This window comes from Virgibacillus ainsalahensis, from assembly GCF_055380755.1.
The window spans coordinates 2,874,864-2,896,049 of sequence record NZ_AP043943.1 but is presented as its reverse complement, the minus strand read 5'-3'; the positions used below and the strand labels follow the sequence as shown (position 1 = coordinate 2,896,049).

General features: G+C 38.6%; 18 protein-coding genes and 1 pseudogene. 13 read left to right on the top strand and 6 right to left on the bottom strand.

The window, feature by feature from the left end:
- Nucleotides 1-19: 19 nt before the first annotated feature.
- A complete protein-coding gene (locus ACZ427_RS14145; protein ID WP_461176631.1) occupies nt 20-466 on the top strand; it encodes a PaaI family thioesterase in 447 nt (148 codons plus the stop codon).
- A 71-nt stretch (nt 467-537) separates the two neighbouring features.
- Here the strand turns inward: ACZ427_RS14145 and ACZ427_RS14140 are convergent, their stop codons facing one another.
- Nucleotides 538-1,050 (bottom strand): gamma carbonic anhydrase family protein, encoded by a 513-nt coding sequence (locus tag ACZ427_RS14140; protein ID WP_461176630.1) that lies wholly within the window; start codon nt 1,048-1,050, stop codon nt 538-540.
- Between the two features lie 741 nt (nt 1,051-1,791).
- Here ACZ427_RS14140 and ACZ427_RS14135 point away from each other — a divergent pair.
- A complete protein-coding gene (locus ACZ427_RS14135) occupies nt 1,792-3,162 on the top strand; it encodes a hypothetical protein (protein WP_461176629.1) in 1,371 nt (456 codons plus the stop codon).
- Between the two features lie 677 nt (nt 3,163-3,839).
- On the opposite strand, the gene ACZ427_RS14130 is transcribed toward ACZ427_RS14135, so the two are convergent.
- Nucleotides 3,840-4,616 carry an acyl-[acyl-carrier-protein] thioesterase gene (locus ACZ427_RS14130; protein WP_461176628.1) on the bottom strand — a complete coding sequence of 259 codons (777 nt, stop codon included), beginning with the start codon at nt 4,614-4,616 and terminating at the stop codon, nt 3,840-3,842.
- Nucleotides 4,617-4,734: 118 nt separating this feature from the next.
- Here ACZ427_RS14130 and ACZ427_RS14125 point away from each other — a divergent pair.
- Nucleotides 4,735-5,285 (top strand): annotated as a pseudogene (locus ACZ427_RS14125) (short chain dehydrogenase).
- 514 nt (nt 5,286-5,799) lie between these two features.
- Here the strand turns inward: ACZ427_RS14125 and ACZ427_RS14120 are convergent.
- The 4 genes from ACZ427_RS14120 to ACZ427_RS14105 all read right to left on the bottom strand — a co-directional run bounded on the left by ACZ427_RS14120 (nt 5,800) and on the right by ACZ427_RS14105 (nt 10,775).
- Nucleotides 5,800-6,282 carry a ribonuclease H-like YkuK family protein gene (locus ACZ427_RS14120; protein ID WP_461176673.1) on the bottom strand — a complete coding sequence of 161 codons (483 nt, stop codon included), beginning with the start codon at nt 6,280-6,282 and terminating at the stop codon, nt 5,800-5,802.
- 935 nt (nt 6,283-7,217) lie between these two features.
- On the bottom strand, nt 7,218-8,111 hold the full coding sequence (locus tag ACZ427_RS14115; protein ID WP_461176627.1) for a DMT family transporter: 894 nt from the start codon (nt 8,109-8,111) through the stop codon (nt 7,218-7,220).
- Between the two features lie 333 nt (nt 8,112-8,444).
- Nucleotides 8,445-9,674, bottom strand: a complete 1,230-nt coding sequence (locus ACZ427_RS14110) for an amidohydrolase family protein (protein ID WP_461176626.1) — start codon at nt 9,672-9,674, stop codon at nt 8,445-8,447.
- Between the two features lie 3 nt (nt 9,675-9,677).
- Nucleotides 9,678-10,775 carry a hypothetical protein gene (locus ACZ427_RS14105; protein ID WP_461176625.1) on the bottom strand — a complete coding sequence of 366 codons (1,098 nt, stop codon included), beginning with the start codon at nt 10,773-10,775 and terminating at the stop codon, nt 9,678-9,680.
- Between the two features lie 95 nt (nt 10,776-10,870).
- On the opposite strand from ACZ427_RS14105, the gene ACZ427_RS14100 reads away from it, so the two are divergent.
- The 10 genes from ACZ427_RS14100 to ACZ427_RS14055 all read left to right on the top strand — a co-directional run bounded on the left by ACZ427_RS14100 (nt 10,871) and on the right by ACZ427_RS14055 (nt 20,978).
- A complete protein-coding gene (locus ACZ427_RS14100; protein WP_464883449.1) occupies nt 10,871-11,083 on the top strand; it encodes a hypothetical protein in 213 nt (70 codons plus the stop codon).
- A 26-nt stretch (nt 11,084-11,109) separates the two neighbouring features.
- A complete protein-coding gene (gene dcuS / locus ACZ427_RS14095) occupies nt 11,110-12,717 on the top strand; it encodes a DcuS/MalK family sensor histidine kinase (protein ID WP_461176623.1) in 1,608 nt (535 codons plus the stop codon).
- Nucleotides 12,714-13,439 carry a response regulator gene (locus ACZ427_RS14090; protein ID WP_461176622.1) on the top strand — a complete coding sequence of 242 codons (726 nt, stop codon included), beginning with the start codon at nt 12,714-12,716 and terminating at the stop codon, nt 13,437-13,439. The genes dcuS and ACZ427_RS14090 overlap by 4 nt, the downstream gene beginning before the upstream one ends.
- A 125-nt stretch (nt 13,440-13,564) precedes the next feature.
- Nucleotides 13,565-15,235 carry an SLC13 family permease gene (locus ACZ427_RS14085; protein ID WP_461176621.1) on the top strand — a complete coding sequence of 557 codons (1,671 nt, stop codon included), beginning with the start codon at nt 13,565-13,567 and terminating at the stop codon, nt 15,233-15,235.
- A gap of 172 nt (nt 15,236-15,407) precedes the next feature.
- Nucleotides 15,408-16,634: an acyl-CoA dehydrogenase gene (locus ACZ427_RS14080; protein WP_461176620.1), complete on the top strand. Its 1,227-nt coding sequence runs from the start codon at nt 15,408-15,410 to the stop codon at nt 16,632-16,634.
- Entirely contained in the window at nt 16,631-17,404 is a 774-nt protein-coding gene (locus ACZ427_RS14075; RefSeq protein ID WP_461176619.1) for an SDR family oxidoreductase, read from the top strand. The genes ACZ427_RS14080 and ACZ427_RS14075 overlap by 4 nt, the downstream gene beginning before the upstream one ends.
- A gap of 67 nt (nt 17,405-17,471) precedes the next feature.
- On the top strand, nt 17,472-18,032 hold the full coding sequence (locus ACZ427_RS14070) for a TetR/AcrR family transcriptional regulator (RefSeq protein WP_461176618.1): 561 nt from the start codon (nt 17,472-17,474) through the stop codon (nt 18,030-18,032).
- 139 nt (nt 18,033-18,171) lie between these two features.
- Complete coding sequence (locus ACZ427_RS14065; protein ID WP_461176617.1) at nt 18,172-19,239, top strand: phosphotransferase family protein; 1,068 nt, start codon at nt 18,172-18,174, stop codon at nt 19,237-19,239.
- Nucleotides 19,240-19,989, top strand: a complete 750-nt coding sequence (locus ACZ427_RS14060; RefSeq protein ID WP_464883448.1) for a 2-phosphosulfolactate phosphatase — start codon at nt 19,240-19,242, stop codon at nt 19,987-19,989. It abuts the gene before it with no gap.
- A gap of 14 nt (nt 19,990-20,003) precedes the next feature.
- Complete coding sequence (locus tag ACZ427_RS14055; protein WP_461176615.1) at nt 20,004-20,978, top strand: quinone oxidoreductase family protein; 975 nt, start codon at nt 20,004-20,006, stop codon at nt 20,976-20,978.
- Nucleotides 20,979-21,186 lie beyond the last annotated feature (208 nt).

The following is a 21,186-nucleotide window of genomic DNA, read 5'->3' as shown; positions in this document are numbered from 1 at the left end:
TAATTCTAGGAGGTTGGAGATGAATAAAACGATAGATGATATTTCGATTCATCAGGACCATTACCACGAGATTTTAAATAAACTTAAAAATGATCAATTTGCTGCACATTTAGGGATTGAAATAATTAAATTCACCGCAGGAGGAGCTACCGTTCAACTTAAAATTCAAGATTATATGTTAAACGCACATGGCACCGTTCATGGTGGTCTACTCTATAGCATGGCTGACTTTGCCTTTGCTATTGCTTGTAATTCCTATGGAAAAACTGCTGTCGGACTTTCGACGACTACCAATTTTATGAAGAGTGCTGTAGAAGGGGATATCATTATAGCGAAGGCTACAGAGGAAAAGCGGAATAACAAGATTGGTTTTTATCGGATAGAAATTGAAACGAAGAATGAAGTTATCGCTTCCATTGATGCCATCTGTTACCGAAAAAATAATTATTTTATATCAATAGATTAGGAAATAAAAATGCTGTGCCTAAAGTTTGGTTTGGGCACAGCATTTATTCTGCTTAAAAGGTAATATTTATTTCACCCGAGTATTTCTTTGAATTCTTTCCCTTTTTTCACATAAGAATCTACGGAAAGATCAATTAAATCGTAATCCTCTTTCGATAGTGAACGAACCACTTTACCAGGAGAGCCAACAACCAAAGAACCAGCCGGTATTTTTTTGCCTGAAGGGATTAAAGTATTTGCTCCTATGATACACTCTTCTCCCACATCTGCATGATCAAGGATGGTTGATCCCATGCCAATAATAGACCGCTTTCCTATTTTACACCCGTGGAGTACTACATTGTGTCCTACTGTTACTTCGTCTTCGATTTCTGCGGGTGAACCTTCGTACAAATGAATGGTTGAATTATCTTGAATACTACATTTTTCTCCGATTGTAATAGAATCCTCATCTCCTCGTAGTACAGCATTAAACCACACGGAAGATTCCTTTCCAATGGAAACATCTCCTATTATATGACTTCCTGGAGCTACTAAGACAGTATCATGGATGGAAGGATACTTATTATTGTAGGTTATTATCATCATTACACTCCTTCATATTATTTTAATAATTACATCTATTTATCTATTATAACATTAAATTAAGTATCTAAGCGGAGTTACCGCAAATTTCACTTGTCTTTTTTGGCTTTTTGTGCATGAATCAATTATCTAGTTTACTCCGCCAAAACAACTGTTTTCCCGTTGTAATATCTTCTGCTTTTTTAACGGTATACCTTCACATACAACTCCAGAATCTCATCACCATTTCCAATCGTCACTTTCCCGGTAACGAATGAAAATGGAATAGAAGCTGAAAAGTAAGTTGCTTTTGCTGGTTCACTACGAGTTTAATCAATTGATACCCTGATTTTGCAAGAGATCAGCTTAATTCTCTTTTATAGCTAGTTCTCTTGGATTCTCAGCACCTCTTTATATTCTAAAAATATGTAATTAAAAAAATGTAAAAAATATTCTAAATTTAATGTTGACAACCCCTCTACAATATCGTATTATTTGTATAACGATTAGTTAGTATTACGTTTTACTAACGTTATACTATTTTTCGCGAATTTATATTACATCACTTTTAGAAAATTTTCAGCACGGCTGCATTCACCATCATTGAGATATGCTCTGTCTCTTAGAACCTCGGAACGGATTTATTGATGAGAAGAGGTATAGGTGTTTTGACGCTACCGTACCCAGTGCCTAATTAAAAAGGATATTAACCTTTTTAATAAATATTTTGAAATTACAATTTAAGGGAGGAAGAAACGATTTATGAAAAAACAAAGGAAGATAAGACCGGGGGTTAAATGGGGCCCCTTTACAGCAAGAGTACCTGGGATCCACTTAAAACTGACACCAAGTCAGCACTTACAGGGGGGGCTGATGCTTCTTGCTACGTGCGGAGCGGTTACTCCGCTTGTTATGCAATATTTTGATGTCCCCTTTGAAATGGCATGGACCGTGAGCCTTGTCATGTTATTTTGGGTACTTGCCCAAACAGTATTATTTGGTGACCCATACGCTGCTGGAGCAATTACAGCTGGGCTACCACTAACCATCGTTTTTATGAATGCGCTTACACCTGGTGAGGAAGCTATAGAAAGTATGATTGCTATCTTTCTAGTTGTCATAGCACTGTTTTTATTTTTTGGCATTACCAAACTTGGGGAAAAATTTAATAATTTATTTCCTACAGCACTAAAAGCAGGGGTTATTATGGGAGCGGCAATTGCTGCCTTTCAGTCCGAGTTGGACCGATTACAGGAAATACCGGTTACCTTAATCACCGCATGGATTATCACATTAATCTTAATGTTTTCCATTCCTTTTTCTAAACTGCCAGATTCAAAGCTGAAAATTGCTGCCGGTACCAATGCTCTTTTAATCGCTTTTGCCGGAGCGGGTGTTGTGGGATGGCTCAGTGGAGAATTAACGTTTGAGATTTCGTGGGGATTTTTTGTCCCTCCGCTTGGAGAAACGATTTCGACTTTATCTTTGTGGGCTGTTGGTCTTCCTAGTTGGGATGTTATCCTTTCTGTACTTCCAATAGGCATTATGATCTACATTTTGGCCTTTAGTGATTTGATTGTTGCCAATACGCTTTTAAAAGGAGCAGACAAAGCAAGAAGTGATGAAAAGATCGACATCAATACAACGAGAAGCCATTATATACTTTCTATTCGAAATGCCGCTCAGCTCTTAACCGCAGGTCCTCTTCTTTGGGTTCACGGACCTATATGGACAGGGGTACAAATATTCTTGATTGAGCGGTACAAAAAAGGAAAACATGTTATGGATTCTATTTACGGCGGTGCCATGAACTTTTATATTTTAGCGATTCCGCTTGGTCTTTTTTTGCCGGTCATCGGTATTATTACCCCATTATTTCCGGTTGCCTTATCCGTTACGCTGCTATTAACCGGGTTTGCTTGTGCTTACATAGCAATGGGGATGGTATCTAATAACACCTCACGCGGACTGGCGCTTATTATCGGAATGCTGACAGCAACGCTCGGTGCGGGATGGGGTATGGGTATCGGTATCGTTCTCTATCTTTTACTTATTGGTTTAAAAGAAGAAAAAGGAGCGACAGCTGAAGTAAACAAAGAGAAAGAAAGAACAGATAGAGAAGAAGCAATTTAGGATAGCTATTGATTACAAAATCACCATAAAAAAATTAAAGAATTAGCAACTATCACTCTAAATCTATGAACCAATGAACTTTTTCGGAATAGCAGGTGCATAAATTTTTTTCTTAACCCAATGGCGAATCGACAGTTTTTCTAACATTCCCACTGACTTTCATAACAGAAATAGTTCATAAAGGAATAACCGGTAAGTCGATTTTATTGGCTTACCGATTATTTTTATCCTAACTGAATTTTTTTTGATTATATACATACTTAAATGAAAATCAGTAAATTCTACGGCTACACTTCTCTTTTCTATCTGGAATTGTTACCCTCTATTTTCACTTCAACCCCACCCTTGTGTTTAGGCCACTGTCCAAGTGTTTTAGATCTACACTTAAAACTATAAGGTAGCTAAAGTATTAATGTTAATATTAACGATAATGCCTAATATTTGTGGCGATAAAATAGCATGATAAAAAGGCTTTATGTCAAATGAACCGAACTATTTCATGGATCGAATAATAACAAAATGTATAAAATTTAAAGAAGCAGCTACGTGCTAGTAGTGATTGTTGAAAATCCTTTTATTATAGGGGCCGTTTTTTGAAGAGAGTTCACTTGACTAATCCAAAATTATTATATGACAATTTTGGACTGATCAATCATAAAAAGAAAAGGGTCAAAAATTTAGTCCCTATTTTTCCGTTTAGTCTCCATAATTTCCACTTGAGCCCTAAAAACTACCTTGTGATTATTATCATTTATTCCTTCAATATTAATTAGCCCTGAGTCCATAATATTTGAAATCCCTTTCTGTAAGATAATGGTATCCCCTGGCAATGCCTCATGATTAAAGTTCATTTCGATGGATTTTGTCTCATGGATTCGATGATCTTTAATGGGAAAACAATCCAGCATATAATCTACATATTTTGAATTGTTTAAATGACCATTAAAATCAGTATCGCTGTAGCCAATCACTTTATGGTAGGCTGTTTCCATTGATCCCACACTCTTTAGTTTTTTTAGTTTATAATCAATTGCACGTTCTTCCATCACTGATGGATTTTCGAATGAGATATATGAAGGTCTTTTTAGTTTTCTTTCCTTTAAGTCCATAATCATCCAGGCCGAAACTGCTCGAATAATAGGAAGTCCTTTTGGATCACGAACAATAAAATCTCGCTCGAATTCCAGTCTTCCAGGTTCCTGAGGCCATGTTTCAATCGTGATTTTTTCGTTCAACTCAGGTAATCTGTCTATTTCTACTCGTATCCGCACGAGAATCCAAGCGACACCATAATTATTTGCTAATGTATCTATACCTACACCAAGATTTTCGGCAGAAAGACTGGCCGCTTCCTGGAAATAACTGAATAATGTGCTTAGCCTTAATTTCTTTTTAAAATCAACATCGCGTAAGTCAATATGATAATTTTTTTTATATAATATGGCATTTTGCATCTTTATATCTCCTTATTGCTTGTATTCTTCTTTACATTCTATCATGCTATTATCGAATATGTAGATATAAAAGGTGATTCCTTTTATTTTTCAGCTTCTTAGAGTTGAGTATTACGAAATGAAGATTTTACTTGTGGGGGCTACCGGCCTTTTGGGGAAGGCAATCACGAAAAAACTAGTAGGAAAGCATGAAATCATTCGGGCTGCAAGGCATAACGCTGATGTTGAAGTAGATATCACCAAACCTGATCAGATTCGTAAAATGTTTGCACAAGTTGGAAAAGTGGATGCTGTAGTCAGTGCGACAGGGCATGCGCATTTTGGAGCTATTGAAGATATAACGCCAGAATTGAATGAAATCACAATTGAAATCAAATTAAAAGGACAAATAAACCTTGTTTTACTTGGCATGGATCACGTGAATGATGGTGGAAGCTTTACGTTAACTACAGGGATCATCATGGATGAACCCATCGCCCGTGGTGCCTCTTCTGCATGGCAAACCGAGCGGTAAGGTCCTTTGTAAAATCAGCAGCTATCGAGATGCCCAGAGGGATACGAATCAACAGCGTAAGCCCGACTGTTTTTCAGGAATCACCGGAAAAGCTTCGTGAATTCTTTCCAGGGTTTGACCCAATTCCGGTAAGTAAGGTGGCATTGACCTTTTAAAAAAGCATTGAAGGAGCGCAAACTGGACGTGGCTATGAAGTTTATTAAGGTGGAGAAAGTAGGCCGGAAATGCCAAGGAATTGTAAGCAATGCTGGACATTCTATATGAAGACTTTTCACCAAAACAGCTGGAGTTATTTTAGTTTTATTGGGTGTATAAATAACTGTACGTGGTCTACTGTAAAATAGAAATGCATAAGCTATAAAAAACCGCTCTATCTTACCAAATTGGAGCGATTAAAATAAGACCAAAACCCATTAAGAAGGGCTCTGGCACATGAAGGTAGAAATAATCCCTCAACGCCTGCTAAAACATATGAGGGGTTATCTTTTATTTTCCGACATAATAACAAGCCGAAAGAAATCATCAGTAAGTTCGAATGAGGCGGCCAGTAAGGTTCTCAACTCCCCATTAGCAATGGATTCTTTTATTTTTTCTTCCACGAAGATCTACATATTTATATCCCTTTTATTCATTACTCTCTCAAAAGAAATGCATTTGTTTGTAATCATATTATTTCGTAAACCGATTCGCATAACTGCTTGCAACAAACGAGTTCGGCTTGATTTTTGGTTCGATATCAAGTGATTCCATTCGTGCTACCATTTCATTGACGAAGATTCTCGTTTTATTCCTGACTCCAGATCCGATATCGATATGTCCTTCAATGGTAAAGGAAGCCCCTTTATAAATGTTCGGCAAAACAATATTAATCAATTGATCTTTTCTTTCTTCTGTGAACATGGAGACAACTTCTTCTGTTAATGTTGTTTCATAGGAGATGCGTTCATGAAGGTTGGTCATTTTTCTTGGGATTATTACTTTGTGAATACAAGCCCATGCGCCTTTTGTTTCACGCTGGATTACGATGCCCGTAATAAACTTTGTATAATAGGCATGAACCTGAGAATCCGTGCCAAACATCAAACGATAATTCCCTTTTGGGTCTTTCTTCATAAATTGGACAATATGCTGAAATACCTGCTTGAAGGACATATTTTTTTGGCTTAAGTTCTGAAATCTAACAACATTCACCTAAATTTCCTCCCTTTTAGAATGTAGCATGTACTGAAATAGTGCAATAATTTAGTGTGTTCTTTATAATTATAACAATTCAGCTGTGTAAACATTCCTAAGAAATTGTAAATTCTATGAAGTTGATGTTCCTAAAGGCATAAAACCTTGCGATAAGCATGAGCATTTTCTGATGTATTGTAGCCGCTGGTATTATTGTATTCGGACTGGTTTTGACGTTCGTTACGTATATAATTGAAGATAAATCCTTATTTCATGGTACAGAGAAAATGAAGTCTAAGTCTAGATAAGGCTTGGCTCTTTTTAATTGTTTAGGCCATATGTTGCCGCGGCTAGACTGGAAAATGCACAGCGCACCGCGACATGAACAAAGACTGGTATGCTCGGGACAAACAACCAAACCCGTGGAACGAATTATCCTCCTAAGAGCAATTTTTGATAAAACTATCTGTGAAGCGGAAGCAGTACAGCTCTCAGCTCGTTCAGCACTCTTTGCACTCAATAAATTTGAAGTGAAATTTCGTTCATCATTTCCCGGGAAATATCGACAGTTTTACTTATGTTTTTTGAAATCCATTATTCGGGTGTATTTCCGAGGAAATTGCGTAACCTCACAAGATTAGTCTAAAGGTGGCTGCTCTTCAATTTTTAACCACTCATCCTGCGACCGCAACGGCTATTCCTGGTTCTACTCGCCCGCATCGAAGAAGAATTGGCAGCGATGAAAGCGGAAATTCCAGCTTCCTTTTGGCAGGAATTAATAAAAAGGGATTCGTCTCCCACTAAGGCGCCATTACCAATGAGTAATTACATTAAAATATGATGATATTGGAAAAAGAATAGCTGTTCCGGAATTTAACTTCCTAACAGCTATTCTTTTAAAAGTATCATGCTCATTATTTTTTGTGATTTACCATTCTTGTATACCGTTTTCGTTGATAGGTGGAAAATATGACTCCTCCCACTATAAATAGGGAACCTGTTATTTCCACACCCGTGATTGGTTTATAAAGTAATATTAAACCTGTAATCATAGCTACAAACGGTTCTAAATTAGATAATATGGAGGCCTTTGAAGCATCAACATGCCGAATGTTATTATTCCAAATCAGAGTAGCTATGCCATGAACGGTAACGGCAGTTCCAATAAGTAAAGCCCAGTCAAAAACAGTAACGCCGATTCGTAACGGGTTGTCCAGTATAAAGACAAACGGAACCGATACAATAAATCCCACGATATTTGAGTAGAGGGTAATTGTAAGTGGATCCATTTGTTGGGAAAGCATCCTTGTCATTATGATCATGATGGCGAATGTTACCATCGTTACAACAATCCATAAAAGTCCTTTGTCAATATATACAGAGGATAAGCTACCCTTCGTTACAACCAGAAAAATTCCCGTAATCGCCAAAACAGACCCCAACAGCATACGAATCGTTAATTTCTCTTTCAGGAATATGGCAGCTAAAAAGCCGGTTAAAATCGGGGCTGTTGCCAGGACCAGAGCAGATGTTGTAGGATCGGCTGTTTCCAATCCTACAAAAAAAGACCATTGATTTATAAATACACCAATAATCCCCAAAGAGAAAATTGCTAGCCATTCTGTTTTATTTAAACGTTTTATATGTCTTTTGTAAGACGATAAGCCGACTAATAATAATACAATAAAGAAAAGCCTCAGTGATGTTAATAACGTTGGAGAGAAATCCTGAACCAAAATTTTTCCAAACACAAAATTACTTCCCCATACGATTACGCAAAAAGTCAGCCAAGAATAAGCTTTTAACATTTTTACTACGATCTCCTATATTAAAATGACAACTTTACTATCATAAACATAATAGTATGTTCTGTATACTATTATGCTCAGTCGGGAGTTTTTCAATTCGACTCATAAATTCTCTTTCCGCACATTTCTCCATGCACAAATCGGACAGAACCGATTCTTACAGGAATTGCCTTTATGTTGTTTTTTCAACTCCAACTTTTCATCACTCTTAAACATCATAAATGTATTACAATCTGCAATCAGTTTTAGACTTGTTTCTGATACAAATGACTGTATGAAGTTTTTCAACAATTGTTTTGAGAAGTTGTAATCTAATTGAATCTATCTTTTCAGTTAACTTTCCTTCATCCTGTCAGCAACCAACCTGCCTTGAAAATAAACCTTTTTAATATCTTCTATAGACGTGATTTCCAACCCCGGGATTCCGTTCGTTATTAAAAAGTTGGCGTCCATGCCTGTTTTTAACCTTCCAAACCGATTCCCTTTACCTAAGATTGTTGCCGGATTTGCGGTTAATAATGAAAGTGCTTGATTTTCATCATATCCGCCGGCTTTTAGAAGCTTCATTCCAGGTTGGGCGATTTGCATGAGAACATCTGGACCTTGTAATGCCTGATCTTTAAAAGGTAGCCAATCGACATTGGGGTATGGTGGTAAGTATGCATCAGTGGCAATGGAGACAGCAATATTCTTCTCAACTAATTGCATTATATTTTCTGGTGAATTTGGTTCTAAATGTGTTCCGCCCATTGGTGTTGCAATGATTTTGGTACCTTGTGATTTAGCCCTTTCCATCTGATTTTCTGTAATACCGTGTGCATGATGCAAAATATCGATACCTGCCTTAAGTGTCATTTCGATTGCATCTTCACCGGCAACATGGACACCAATTTCTTTGCCGTATTGGTGGAAGATCTTGACTATTTCTTTTAACTCTTCAAGTGTATAGATAATTTCTCCTGCACGTGGAACTTCATCTGCCGTAAAGTTTGCCGGGGTTGCATTGATGAATAGATTCTCACCTGGGTAATCATTTTGTATCGCCATTTCTTTCACTATTTGTGGATGAGTTAAATCTGATTGAGAAACAGCTTTTGACTTAGTTACAGATGTAAAATGAGCCAATGTATTAAAACCAATTGATATACTGGTAGTAGCAAATGATATATCCATCGGAAACTCTTTTACAATATCTCGATAATCTCCAATCGAAAAAACACTCTCTGGATGCCCGCATATCTGTTCCCCAATTGCTGTTATGCCAGAAGTCAAGGCGTGTAAAAGTAATGTCTTGCCTGCCGTGAAATGGATTTCTGGTGTGATAGGATACAAGGAGGATGGAGCAAATTCCAATAAATGTGTATGGCAATCTACTAAACCCGGCGTGATTACATGGTCCGGATAATCTATTACAGGAAGAGAAGGGTTTTGTCTTTGGAGTGTGTGCCAATCTCCAATATCGATTATTTTTTTATCTTTTATTACCATAGCTCCATTATAAATGGTACCGGTACTGCTTACTGTTACTAACTTTCCAGCACGTATTATATAAGCATTTTTCATTTATTACACCACCAGGAAAGGAGTAAGGAAATATCCGAGAAGACAAGCTGTTGCAATCCGGATTGCAATACCGATTAATGCAGCATATATGACTTCTCTTTCTTGCAGGTCGGTTGACTCTGCCCAAATTGCAGGAATCTGGCCTACAATAACGTAAACAGGAAGTCCTGAATTTGCTAATACGAAACCACCAACGATTAACCTTGGATCAATAGTAGTAACTAAATCAGCCATTTGAGCTACCGCTAATGTGGGGGCAACGAGAAATGAAACGATTCCGGAGTCAGGCTCGATACTAAGCAGGGAGAAGATGGATGCCATGCTTGCTTCAAGCGTCTCCCATACACCCGCGAAATTTAGAATACCAATGAGGATAAATACGACTGTAACAGCTGGGATAATGGTTAATAGCAGTAAACTTGTTCCTTCCTTCGCTGAAGCAAAGATGGTATTTAAAAATGTTGTTCTTGGTGTGAAACGCGGTAATTGATCTAAAGTAACTTTATTTGTGTCACGATAAATGGTTCTTGATAAGAGGAAAGGTACAATAATTAAAGGAGCGAAAATGGATAATAGAATGAGTAAAAATGCATCTATTTCAAATACCGATAATGCGATGAGCCCTAATACAAATGTAGCGAAAGACTGAGGAGATTGGATCATGGTTGCGACAGCTATCTTTTGCTCTGCTTTTGTCGCGTTTGCTTTTACAAGGATTGGACCAGCAATTTTACCTGCAGCGTTGATGTCACCAAGAATATTATAGGCACTCGGAATAATAACGACTGGATTTATTTTAAACAATTGCATAATCGGAACAATAAGACGGATGAGCCCATCTGTGAAACCAAGGCGTTCCAAGATTCGTCCTACAATAACACTGACAATAACAGCAATTCCAACTTCCCCTGTCAAAAAGGTATCTACCACAACTGGTTTTACCTCACTGATGATGGTATCGAATAGTTGAGAAAGTGAATCAGGCGCCAGGAAAAGCAGCCCAAGTGCAATAAAAACAATTGAAACACCAATGATCTCAAAGAGATGCCATCTCGATCGACTTTGGGGATTTTTTGAACCATTTTTTCGTTCGGCTTTCACAAACATCCCTCCAAGACATTTTAGTATAGGCTATGCTGGAAAGAAAAAATGTGTGTATGCCTATTAATTGAATCTGAGAGGAAGTAAGTGAAATTGTGATGAAAGCTGATTTGAAAGGGGTAAAGAAAGCATCAAAGATCAATAAATTCGGAAAATTAATAAATGACAAAGGATTTTGTTTTACGCCTGCTTTGTTTTTAATTTCACCAACATATTTATATGCTATAATTTTCCCTGTATCGAGTAAAGAACATAATAATGGGATAGACAATATAAGGAAGTTAACAGCTGGGCATTTGCTTAAGTAAAAATATAGAGTTTAGAAGGAGATTCAATGAAAGAACTTTTTAGAAATAGAAAGCCGATTCGATTGCAGACAAGGATTATACTGTTAATTATAGGGGTATTAAGTGTTGCATTAGCAGTTACAAGTCTCCTAATCGCAAGTGAAACAGCTGATAGCACTAGAGAAAATGAGAGGGAAAAGGTGATGAATATTGCAAGTACTGTGAGCCAATCCCAGCTTGTTACCGAAAAATTAACAGATCCGGATAATTCAGGAGAGATACAGTCTTATACGAAAGCGGTACAGGAGGATACAGATGTTGATTATATCGTCGTTATGGATAATCAACATATCCGTCGCTCCCATCCTGTTGAAAAAAGAATCGGAGAATATTTTGTAGGAAATGATGAGGATCGTGCTTTTGGGGGAGAGAGATATACGTCCATCGCGGAAGGAACACTTGGTAAATCAATGCGCGCATTTATTCCAGTATGGAATGAAAATAAGCAAGTCGGTGTAGTAGCGGTCGGGATATTGCTGGACAATGTAAATGAATCCGTTTTTAGAAGTCAGGCTATGGTTTATACAGGAACTGCTGCTGGTTTGATTATCGGAGCAATTGGAGCTTTTTTTCTATCAGGTCGAGTTAAGCGTACATTACACGGGCTTGAGCCACAGGAAATTGGACAGTTATTACAAGAACGAGATGCCATGCTTGCATCTGTAAGAGAAGGTATTATTGCCATTAATAAGCAGAATGAAATTGTCGTTGCCAACAATAACGCCATGGATTTATTTGATCGCGCAGAACTTTCAAAAAATCCTGTCGGTCAGCAGCTGGAAAGCTATTTGCCAAATTCTGATTTGAAACAGGTGTTGCTGGATCAAAATATTGAATATGATCAGGAGCTTAGTCTTAACGGTATTAATATCGTTGTTAATACTAGGCCCATTATTGTCAATAATCATATGGCAGGTACAATTGCCACATTTCGGGATAAATCGGAGCTTACCTCATTGGTCGAGCAGTTAACGGAGGCCAGAACTTATGCAGATACACTTCGGGCACAAACTCATGAATTTATGAACAAATTGCATGTCATCTCAGCAATGGTGCATACCGAGTCGTATAAGGAGCTGGAAAAATATATTGACCATCTTTCTGATAATTATCACAGCGAAATTGGGGCAGTTTCCCGACTTGTGAAGGATCCAGTATTGGCAGGTTATATCCATAACAAGTTGAGTCAGTTCAGAGAAAATGGAGTTGACATCGAAGTCAATGGAGACCGGCAATTGCCAGTGTTAGGGAATACAGAAAAAGTACAAGCTATCATAACAATGATAGGAAACCTAATGGATAATGCAAATGATGCTGTGGCACACCAGCTTGATCGGTGTGTTCTTATTACAATTAACCATATAAATAAGCAATTTCATTTTACCATTCAGGACAATGGACCAGGTTTAACACCATTCGAAAAAGAAACGATTTTTAATAAAGGTCTCTCCACAAAGGGGAGCAATCGCGGATACGGATTATTCTTAACAAAAAAAGCCCTGGATGAATTGGGAGGAACACTTGAAGTTTACTCTGAAAAAGGCGAAGGAACCGTGTTTGATGTAATAATTCCATATGAAGGTGACAATATATGATAAACGTATTAATTGTAGAAGATGATCCAATGGTGGCGAAGTTCAATCGGATATACCTTGAAGAAGTAACAGGGTTTACAACTGCTGGTATGGCGCATGATATTTTGACTGGGTGGGATTTTCTAAATAATAATGAGGTGAACCTTGTTTTATTGGATATTTATATGGCTAACAGTAATGGTCTTGATTTGCTGGTGGAGATAAGGAATGCTGGTTTAAATGTTGATGTTATTGTCATAACAGCTGCAAATGATCAAGCCTCGATTCAAAGAGCTTTACGTTATGGGGCATTTGATTATTTAATTAAACCATTTGATTTTGAACGGTTTAAAGAAGCATTGCTGAAATATCAGCAGAAATTTGAACGTATGGAAGACGGACGAGAAGTACAACAGGAAGACTTGGATGCCTTTCTTTTGAAAAAGTATCGTTCTGATTCACGTGGGGATCATCTACCTAAGGGTCTGACCGCACCTACACTTGCCAAAATCGCCAGGCAGATTGTGAAGTGGGAAAGCCGCCCCTTTTCTACTGCGGAAATAGCTGATGAAACAGGGATATCCAGAGTATCGATAAGCAAGTATTTAAAATACCTGACAGGTCAGGATGTCTTGCAAGTAGAGATATTGTATCAGGAAACAGGACGTCCTTTGCATCGTTATCAATTAAAACCTGAGCGTATTCAACTCATTCATTCTTTAGTGGCAGAGTCAGAAAAATGACCTCTGCCCTTTGCTTTTTTTACTTACAAAAGGGTTGAAATAATTTCAAAAGGTACACAGAAAGAAATCTATAGCCTAAACTCTTTGTAAGCGCTGACAATATATTGCAAAGGGGTAGTGGTAATATGTCACAAAAAACTGGAAATATAGCAGCCTTTTGGGGGCGGCTTTGGCGTTCACATGAGAATACAAAAAAGATATTAACTTTTTCTAAGATGGGAAGTGGTACGGGCTCTACGACATCAGAAAAACGTGAAAAAGATAGTTATTCCATTCCAAGTGGTGGAAATAATAGTTATAAGAAGAAACCCTCCTTTAAACCTGCTCAGAAAGTGGGGCTAATCCTGGGGCCTTTGTTATTTTTACTAACATTATTATTTTTTCAGCCGGAAGGTTTAAATATTGAGGCTAGGGCGGTTCTTGCTGTGACGTTGTGGGTCGCTACCTGGTGGATTACAGAGCCAGTGCCAATTGCGGTAACTTCGCTCTTACCTATTATTTTGCTTCCGATTACCGGGGCACTAGATGGAGATACCGTTGTTTCATCCTATGGAAATGATATTATTTTCTTGTTCTTAGGTGGATTTTTTATTGCTACAGCGATGGAAAAGTGGAATCTTCATAAACGAATTGCATTATCGATTATCTCTGTAATTGGTACAAGTCCACAGCGAATTGTATTGGGTTTCATGGTAGCTACTGCTTTTCTATCCATGTGGGTTTCCAACACGGCAGCTACAATGATGCTGATTCCAATGGGGCTGGCGATTGTACATCAGGCATCCAGTTCGTTGGAGAAAGGTGAATATGCAAAGGAGATACCGAAATTTGAAAAAGCGGTTATTTTCGGTATAGGGTATGCCGCAACCATTGGTGGTCTCGGAACGTTGATTGGAACACCTCCTCTCAGTATACTCGCAGCTACAGTAGGAGAAATGTTTGGCACAGAAATTTCCTTTGCAGGCTGGATGATGGTTGGCGTTCCAGTTGCTGTTATTTTAATTCCAATCTTATGGCTTTACCTTACGAAAGTCGTTTATAAAATAAATTTTAGTGAACTTCCGGGAGGGAAGAAACAGATCAATCATGAAAGAAAGTCGCTTGGGGGAATTTCCTATGAAGAAAAAGCTGTGGCAGCTGTCTTTATTTTCGCGGCCTTTATGTGGATTACTCGTACATTTATTTGGGAAAATATCGTACATGTTCCCGGCATTAGCGATGGTATGATTGCAATGGCAGCAACTATTCTGCTCTTCCTGATCCCAGCTAAACAGGAAGAGGGAAGCAGAATAATGGAATGGAAGGATTCCAAAGATATTCCATGGGGAATCTTAATTCTGTTTGGAGGAGGACTGGCCATTGCTGCAGGTTTTACAGAGACAGGCCTTTCAAATTGGATTGGAAGTCAGCTGGCAGGACTTGAAGGAATGAATGTTTTTATTATCATGCTTGTTGCAGCTGGTGTCATTTTGTTCCTGACCGAAATTACGTCGAATACAGCAACGGGGACTATGATTATCCCGGTAGTCGCTTCTCTTGCACTTGCGCTGAATATACATCCATATGCATTAATGGTTCCATGTGCGATGGCAGCAAACTGTGCTTTTATGCTCCCTGTGGGTACGCCACCGAATGCAATAATATATGGTACAGGAAGGTTGAAGATAACCGAAATGGTTAAAAACGGATTCTGGTTAAATATCACTGCCCTTATCTTAATCGTAACCGTAGTATATTTCTTTTTACCGGTTGCATGGGGGATTGATTTATTTGAAGTACCAGCAGAATTTCAATAAACCCTTAGCCAACTATATAACATGTTCCAACATCGCATAGATAGTTATCTGTGCGATGTTTTTAGTTTTATTATGTATTGCATTTACAAGAAAATTTGTTATAATTAAATAAATATTATGAACATACTATCCAGTAGGTATTCAGGTAAAACTTTGTTAGGGGGAAGGTAAAATGGATTTTTCATATTCGGAAAAAGTAATAGGATTGCAGAATAAAGTTGCTGCCTTTATGGAAGAGAATGTATATCCAAATGAGAGAGTTTATAAAGAACAGTTGAACCAGCAGGAAAGCCGGTGGACCCAAATCCCACCTATTATGGAAGAATTAAAACAGAAAGCAAAAACGGAAGGGTTATGGAATTTATTTTTGCCGGAAAGCGAATATGGGGCCGGGTTGACCAACCTGGAGTATGCACCGCTTTGTGAAATAATGGGAAGATCTATGATTGGACCGGAAGTGTTTAATTGTAGTGCACCTGATACAGGAAACATGGAGGTTTTGGCTCGGTATGGGACGGATAAGCAAAAAAAGGAGTGGCTTGAACCGCTACTGGCTGGAGAAATCCGTTCATGCTTTTCTATGACAGAGCCTGATGTTGCGTCCAGCGATGCAACAAACATAGAATCAAGTATAGTTCGCGATGGCGACGAATATGTTATCAATGGACGGAAATGGTGGTCATCAGGTGCAGGAGATCCACGTTGTAAAATTGCAATTGTTATGGGGAAAACTGATCCGACAGCAGCCAAACATGAGCAGCAATCGATGATTCTGGTTCCGTTAGATACACCTGGTGTTAAGATAGAGCGGATGCTTCCAGTGTTCGGGTATGATGATGCACCACATGGTCATGCGGAAATTATCTATGACAATGTGCGTGTACCTGCAGAGAATATGCTTTGGGGTGATGGAAAAGGATTTGCTATTGCACAGGGAAGACTTGGTCCCGGCAGGATTCATCATTGTATGCGTCTAATCGGTGCCGCAGAACGTGCGCTTGAAGATTTATGTAAACGCGTACAAAGCAGAATCGCATTTGGTAAAAAGGTTGCAGAACAGGGTGTTGTACAAGAATGGATCGCCGACTCAAGAATTGATATTGAACAAGCAAGGTTATTAACACTGAAAGCTGCATATATGATGGATACAGTTGGTAATAAAGAAGCGAAGACTGAAATTGCAATGATTAAAGTTGTTGCCCCAAATATGGCATTAAAAGTAATTGATCGCGCAATCCAGGCGCATGGAGGGGCAGGAGTAAGTGAAGATTTCACCCTTGCCAATCATTGGGCAAATGCCAGGACACTTAGACTTGCAGATGGTCCAGATGAAGTACACCGCAGACAAGTTGCTAAATTAGAGCTTCGAAAATATAAAAAAGAGGAGAATTTAATATGAGTGTGCTGGATTTATTCAAATTGGATGGGAAAACAGCAATTGTTACAGGCGGAGGAAGGGGGCTGGGGGCGCAAATTGCTCAAGGGTTCGCGGAAGCAGGCGCAAATGTCGTCCTCTGTTCAAGAAAGTTGGAGACTTGTGAAGAAATGAGTAACGAGTTAAAGAAACTTGGTGTTGATTCATTAGCATTTGCATGTGATGTATCGAATCCGGATGATGTCAAAAAAGTTGTAGAGGGTACACTTGGCCACTTTGGTTCCATTGATATTCTGGTTAATAATAGCGGGGCTACTTGGGGGGCACCTGTACTGGACATGCCTTTTGAAGCATGGCAAAAGGTTATCAATGTGAATATAACCGGAACATTCCTAATGAGTCAGGAAGTTGGTAAAACAATGATGAAGCAAAAGGCAGGGAAAATTATCAATATTGCTTCTGTTGCTGGGTTTGGTGGAACAGATCCAAGGTATATGGATACGATTGGTTATAATACAAGTAAGGGAGCAGTCATGACGTTTACAAAGGATTTAGCTGTTAAATGGGGACAGCACAATATCAATGTAAATGCAATTGCACCGGGGTTCTTCCCGACAAAAATGTCCCGGGGTCTGCTGGAAAAAGGAGAAGAGAAGATTCTGGAAGGAACGCCATTAAATCGACTAGGAAATGACGCTGATCTGCAAGGTGCTGCATTATTTCTAGCCTCAAAAGCATCTGATTTTGTTAGTGGTGATATTTTAGCTGTTGATGGTGGATCACACGCTTATTAATAGATGAAAGCTGGAGGTTATGATAAATTTATCATAGTATAACTCTACAGCAAGCGAGGTTAGGCAAATGAAGGATGAAATCACAAAACAAAGCATTTTGCTTTTCGAGAAAAAAGGATTTAGTCAAACGTCCATCCAGGATATCGTCAACGAATTGGGAGTGACGAAGGGAACGTTCTATTATTATTATTCCAGTAAAGAGCAGTTGTTAATGGAAATTCATCAAGATTATATTAGCCATTTATTAGATCGCCAGAATCGGATAATCAATAATGATAACTTGTCACCGAAAGAAAAAATAACTGAAATAATAAACTTATTAATTACAGATATTGATAAAAATGGTCCAAGCGCTCGTGTATACTTTCGTGAGGTACGGCATTTAGTCAATGAAAATATTGAAAGTATTAAACAAAAAAGGACGCAGTTTCGCTTGAATGTTGAAAATGTTTTGCAGGAAGGAATAAATCAAGGACAGTTTAAGGAAAATTTAAAAGTGGACATGATTTCGTTTGGAATATTGGGAGTAACAAATTGGAGCTATAATTGGTTTAATCCAGGAGGAGAAGTTTCACCAGAGGAATTGGTGGAAATTTACTCAGATATGATTTTAGCCGGGATACAGTAGAAAAAAGAAATTACTATCTAACCAGATAGTAATATGGAATTTAATTTCTGAATAGTATAAACATACTATCCGGTCAGTAACAAGGGCTGATGATTTTTTCAAGAACATATGCATTTGGTGTGAGGAGGACTGAAGAACAATGAAATCTTCGTTTAGCGATACGATAGCTGTACGTGAAGGGGAGGGACTTAATAAGGAAATATTGCAGCAATTTGTACGGAAAAATATTTCGGGGATCCCTGATGGGACAATGGAGATTGAACAATTTGGTGCTGGTCATTCGAATTTAACCTATTTGTTACGGGTTGGGGCATGGGAGGCGGTACTCAGGAGGCCGCCACTCGGCCCTGTTGCACCGAAAGCACACGATATGAAGCGGGAAAGCACAATCTTATCCAGTATGCACCCATTATATCCAACTGCACCAAAGCCATATATTTTTTCAGAGGATGAACAAATTGTTGGAAGCCCATTTTTTATCATGGAGCGTAGAAAAGGACTGGTAATCGATACAAAGTTTCCTGATGGCATACAATATGATCCGGCATTAGGCAGGAAAATTTCTGAGTTAATGGTTGATAAATTAGTGGAGTTGCACCGGGTTGATTACAATCAGACGGAGTTGGTAAACCTCTCCAAGCCGGATGGTTTTATGCAACGGCAAGTGTTTGGATGGATTAAGCGATATGAACGGGCAAAAACAGAAAATGTCCCAGGTGTTGACCAATTGACGAAATGGCTGCAAAGTAATATTCCTGTGTCCCAGGAACCTACTATTATCCACTATGATTATAAGTTAAATAATGCCATGTTTTCAGAGGATTTTAGTGAAATGACAGGTTTGTTTGATTGGGAAATGACAACGGTAGGAGACCCATTGGCAGATGTTGGAGCTGCTTTAAGCTACTGGGTTGAAGCGGATGACCCGGAGCAGTTGAAAACAGGACTTGGGAAGCCATCTGTAACGATCAATGAGGGTTTTTTTACGCGAAGGGAGTTTTTGGAGGATTATACGAAGAAAAGCGGGCGTGATGTTTCTTCTATTCACTTTTATCTTACTTTTGCCTACTTTAAACTTGCCGTAATTTGCCAGCAAATCTATTACCGCTATCATAATGGGCAGACCAATGATGCAAGATTCGCTAACTTCAATGAATCTGTTGCGAATTTAATTCAACATGCATTGCATTCTGCCAAAGGTGTGTAAATGATGAAAATTCATCTCTTATTGAAAAAAGAAGAAATTGACACTTTCCAGATGGATAACAATAAAATCGCAGTTGTATTTGACGTGCTGCTTGCAACTTCAACAATCACAGCATGTCTTGATTATGGAGCAGAGCGTGTGGTTCCTGTAATGGACGAAGCGGAAGCTTTACAAGAGGCAAAAAACTTTGCACCTAAAGATGTTTCACTTGTCGGGGAATATGATGGAAAAACGATTGATGGGTTCCTTGGTCCAGCCCCATTGGCATTAGAGAAGCATGTCGCGGGGAAAACGGTAGTGCTGTCAACAACGAATGGAACAGTTGCCATTCGTAAAGCGGCATCCGCAAAAGAGGTATATATTGCATCATTGTTGAATGGAAAGGCCGTAAGTGAGGAGATTACAGAAATATATGACAATGAAACGATTATTGTTATATGTTCTGGTTCGCAAAATCAATTCTGTATAGAAGATTTCTACGGCGCAGGGTATTTTATCCAGCAGCTTGTAAGCGAATATGGTGACCATGTTGATTTAACGGATAGTGCACTAACCGCAAAAATGTTTTATGAAAATGTTACACATCAAGATGTGTTGCGTGATTCCCGAGTTGGACGAATGCTAGTGAGTCATGAACTGCAGGACGATATCACATTTATAAACCAGCAAGGGATACTATCCATTATCCCTAGATTGGTAGATGGTAAAACAATCGAAGTGAAAAAGACAAAAATCAATAAGGAAACATAGGAGGAAAGCGAAATATGAAAGCCATACAATTCAAGGAATATGGTGGACCAGATGTACTTAAATATACAGATATGGAAACACCGTCAGTTGAAGCCAATGATGTATTAATTGAAGTGAAAGCAGTTGGTGTTAACTATGCCGACACAGCAAGACGTCAAGGGGAGTATGTCGTCCCTACAGAATTGCCATTCATTCCAGGTTCAGAGGTCGCCGGTGTGGTAGCAGAGGTTGGGGAAGCTGTTCATCATATTAAAAAAGGGATGCATGTTGTTGCATTAATTGAATCGGGAGGTTATGCGGAATATGCTGTTGTTGCTGCAAAAACGTTGATACCTATTCCAGAAGATGTATCTTTTGAAAAGGCTGTTGCTCTTCCTTTACAGGGCCAAAGTGCATACCACATTTTAAAGACAATGGGAAGATTGGAAAAAGGCGAGACCGTCCTTATTCATGCAGCGTCAGGTGGAGTCGGTTTATTGGCTGTTCAGCTGGCAAAAATATTTGGTGCAGGAAAAGTGATTGCAACTGCCAGCACAGCGGAGAAACTATCACTTGCTGAAAAGATGGGAGCAGATCATCTTATTAATTACTCGGAAGATGGATGGGAAAATAAAATTTATGATTTGACGGATGGCCAAGGTGTTGATGTAGCACTTGAGATGGTTGGTGGCAGCGTTTTTTATAAAACAATGAAATGTTTAGCGGATTTTGGCCGTCTTGTTATTTACGGAGTAGCAAGTGGGGAACAGGCAAAATTATACCCATCATCATTAATGAGACGTAATCAAACAGTAGTCGGTTTTTTTCTGCCACAAATCATGAAAAAACCAAAATTGTTCACAAGCAGTTTACAAGAACTTCTGACATATGTGGAACAAGGGAGGTTGGAGCTGACGATCGGTAATACGTACCCATTAGCTGAAGCGAACCACGTACATGAACTTTTTCAGGAGAGAAAGACAAAAGGAAAGATAATATTAATACCTTAGAGCGTGCTTTAATGATTAAAATAGGAAGGGTGACATATGATGAATACCAATCACTTGGAGTTTTGGCCTGCCCGCTTATCTAATAAATATCCACGAATCGTTGAGTTTCTAGATGAATTTCCAACTACAAGCAGTGGGAAGATTTTATGGAGAGAATTACAGAAGAATAGCTGAGGTGGTTAGAGGATTTTTTAAACAGGAATCCGTC

Excerpts from the sequence above, each read along its gene's own strand:
- ACZ427_RS14090 (WP_461176622.1), top strand. The coding sequence starts at position 12,714 with ATGATAAACGTATTAATTGTAGAAGATGATCCAATGGTGGCGAAGTTC.
- ACZ427_RS14110 (WP_461176626.1), bottom strand. The coding sequence starts at position 9,674 with ATGAAAAATGCTTATATAATACGTGCTGGAAAGTTAGTAACAGTAAGC.
- ACZ427_RS14075 (WP_461176619.1), top strand. The coding sequence starts at position 16,631 with ATGAGTGTGCTGGATTTATTCAAATTGGATGGGAAAACAGCAATTGTT.
- ACZ427_RS14115 (WP_461176627.1), bottom strand. The coding sequence starts at position 8,111 with ATGTTAAAAGCTTATTCTTGGCTGACTTTTTGCGTAATCGTATGGGGA.
- dcuS (WP_461176623.1), top strand. The coding sequence starts at position 11,110 with ATGAAAGAACTTTTTAGAAATAGAAAGCCGATTCGATTGCAGACAAGG.
- ACZ427_RS14070 (WP_461176618.1), top strand. The coding sequence starts at position 17,472 with ATGAAGGATGAAATCACAAAACAAAGCATTTTGCTTTTCGAGAAAAAA.
- ACZ427_RS14145 (WP_461176631.1), top strand. The coding sequence starts at position 20 with ATGAATAAAACGATAGATGATATTTCGATTCATCAGGACCATTACCAC.
- ACZ427_RS14060 (WP_464883448.1), top strand. The coding sequence starts at position 19,240 with ATGATGAAAATTCATCTCTTATTGAAAAAAGAAGAAATTGACACTTTC.
- ACZ427_RS14085 (WP_461176621.1), top strand. The coding sequence starts at position 13,565 with ATGTCACAAAAAACTGGAAATATAGCAGCCTTTTGGGGGCGGCTTTGG.
- ACZ427_RS14080 (WP_461176620.1), top strand. The coding sequence starts at position 15,408 with ATGGATTTTTCATATTCGGAAAAAGTAATAGGATTGCAGAATAAAGTT.
- ACZ427_RS14130 (WP_461176628.1), bottom strand. The coding sequence starts at position 4,616 with ATGCAAAATGCCATATTATATAAAAAAAATTATCATATTGACTTACGC.
- ACZ427_RS14055 (WP_461176615.1), top strand. The coding sequence starts at position 20,004 with ATGAAAGCCATACAATTCAAGGAATATGGTGGACCAGATGTACTTAAA.
- ACZ427_RS14065 (WP_461176617.1), top strand. The coding sequence starts at position 18,172 with ATGAAATCTTCGTTTAGCGATACGATAGCTGTACGTGAAGGGGAGGGA.
- ACZ427_RS14140 (WP_461176630.1), bottom strand. The coding sequence starts at position 1,050 with ATGATAATAACCTACAATAATAAGTATCCTTCCATCCATGATACTGTC.
- ACZ427_RS14135 (WP_461176629.1), top strand. The coding sequence starts at position 1,792 with ATGAAAAAACAAAGGAAGATAAGACCGGGGGTTAAATGGGGCCCCTTT.
- ACZ427_RS14120 (WP_461176673.1), bottom strand. The coding sequence starts at position 6,282 with ATGTCCTTCAAGCAGGTATTTCAGCATATTGTCCAATTTATGAAGAAA.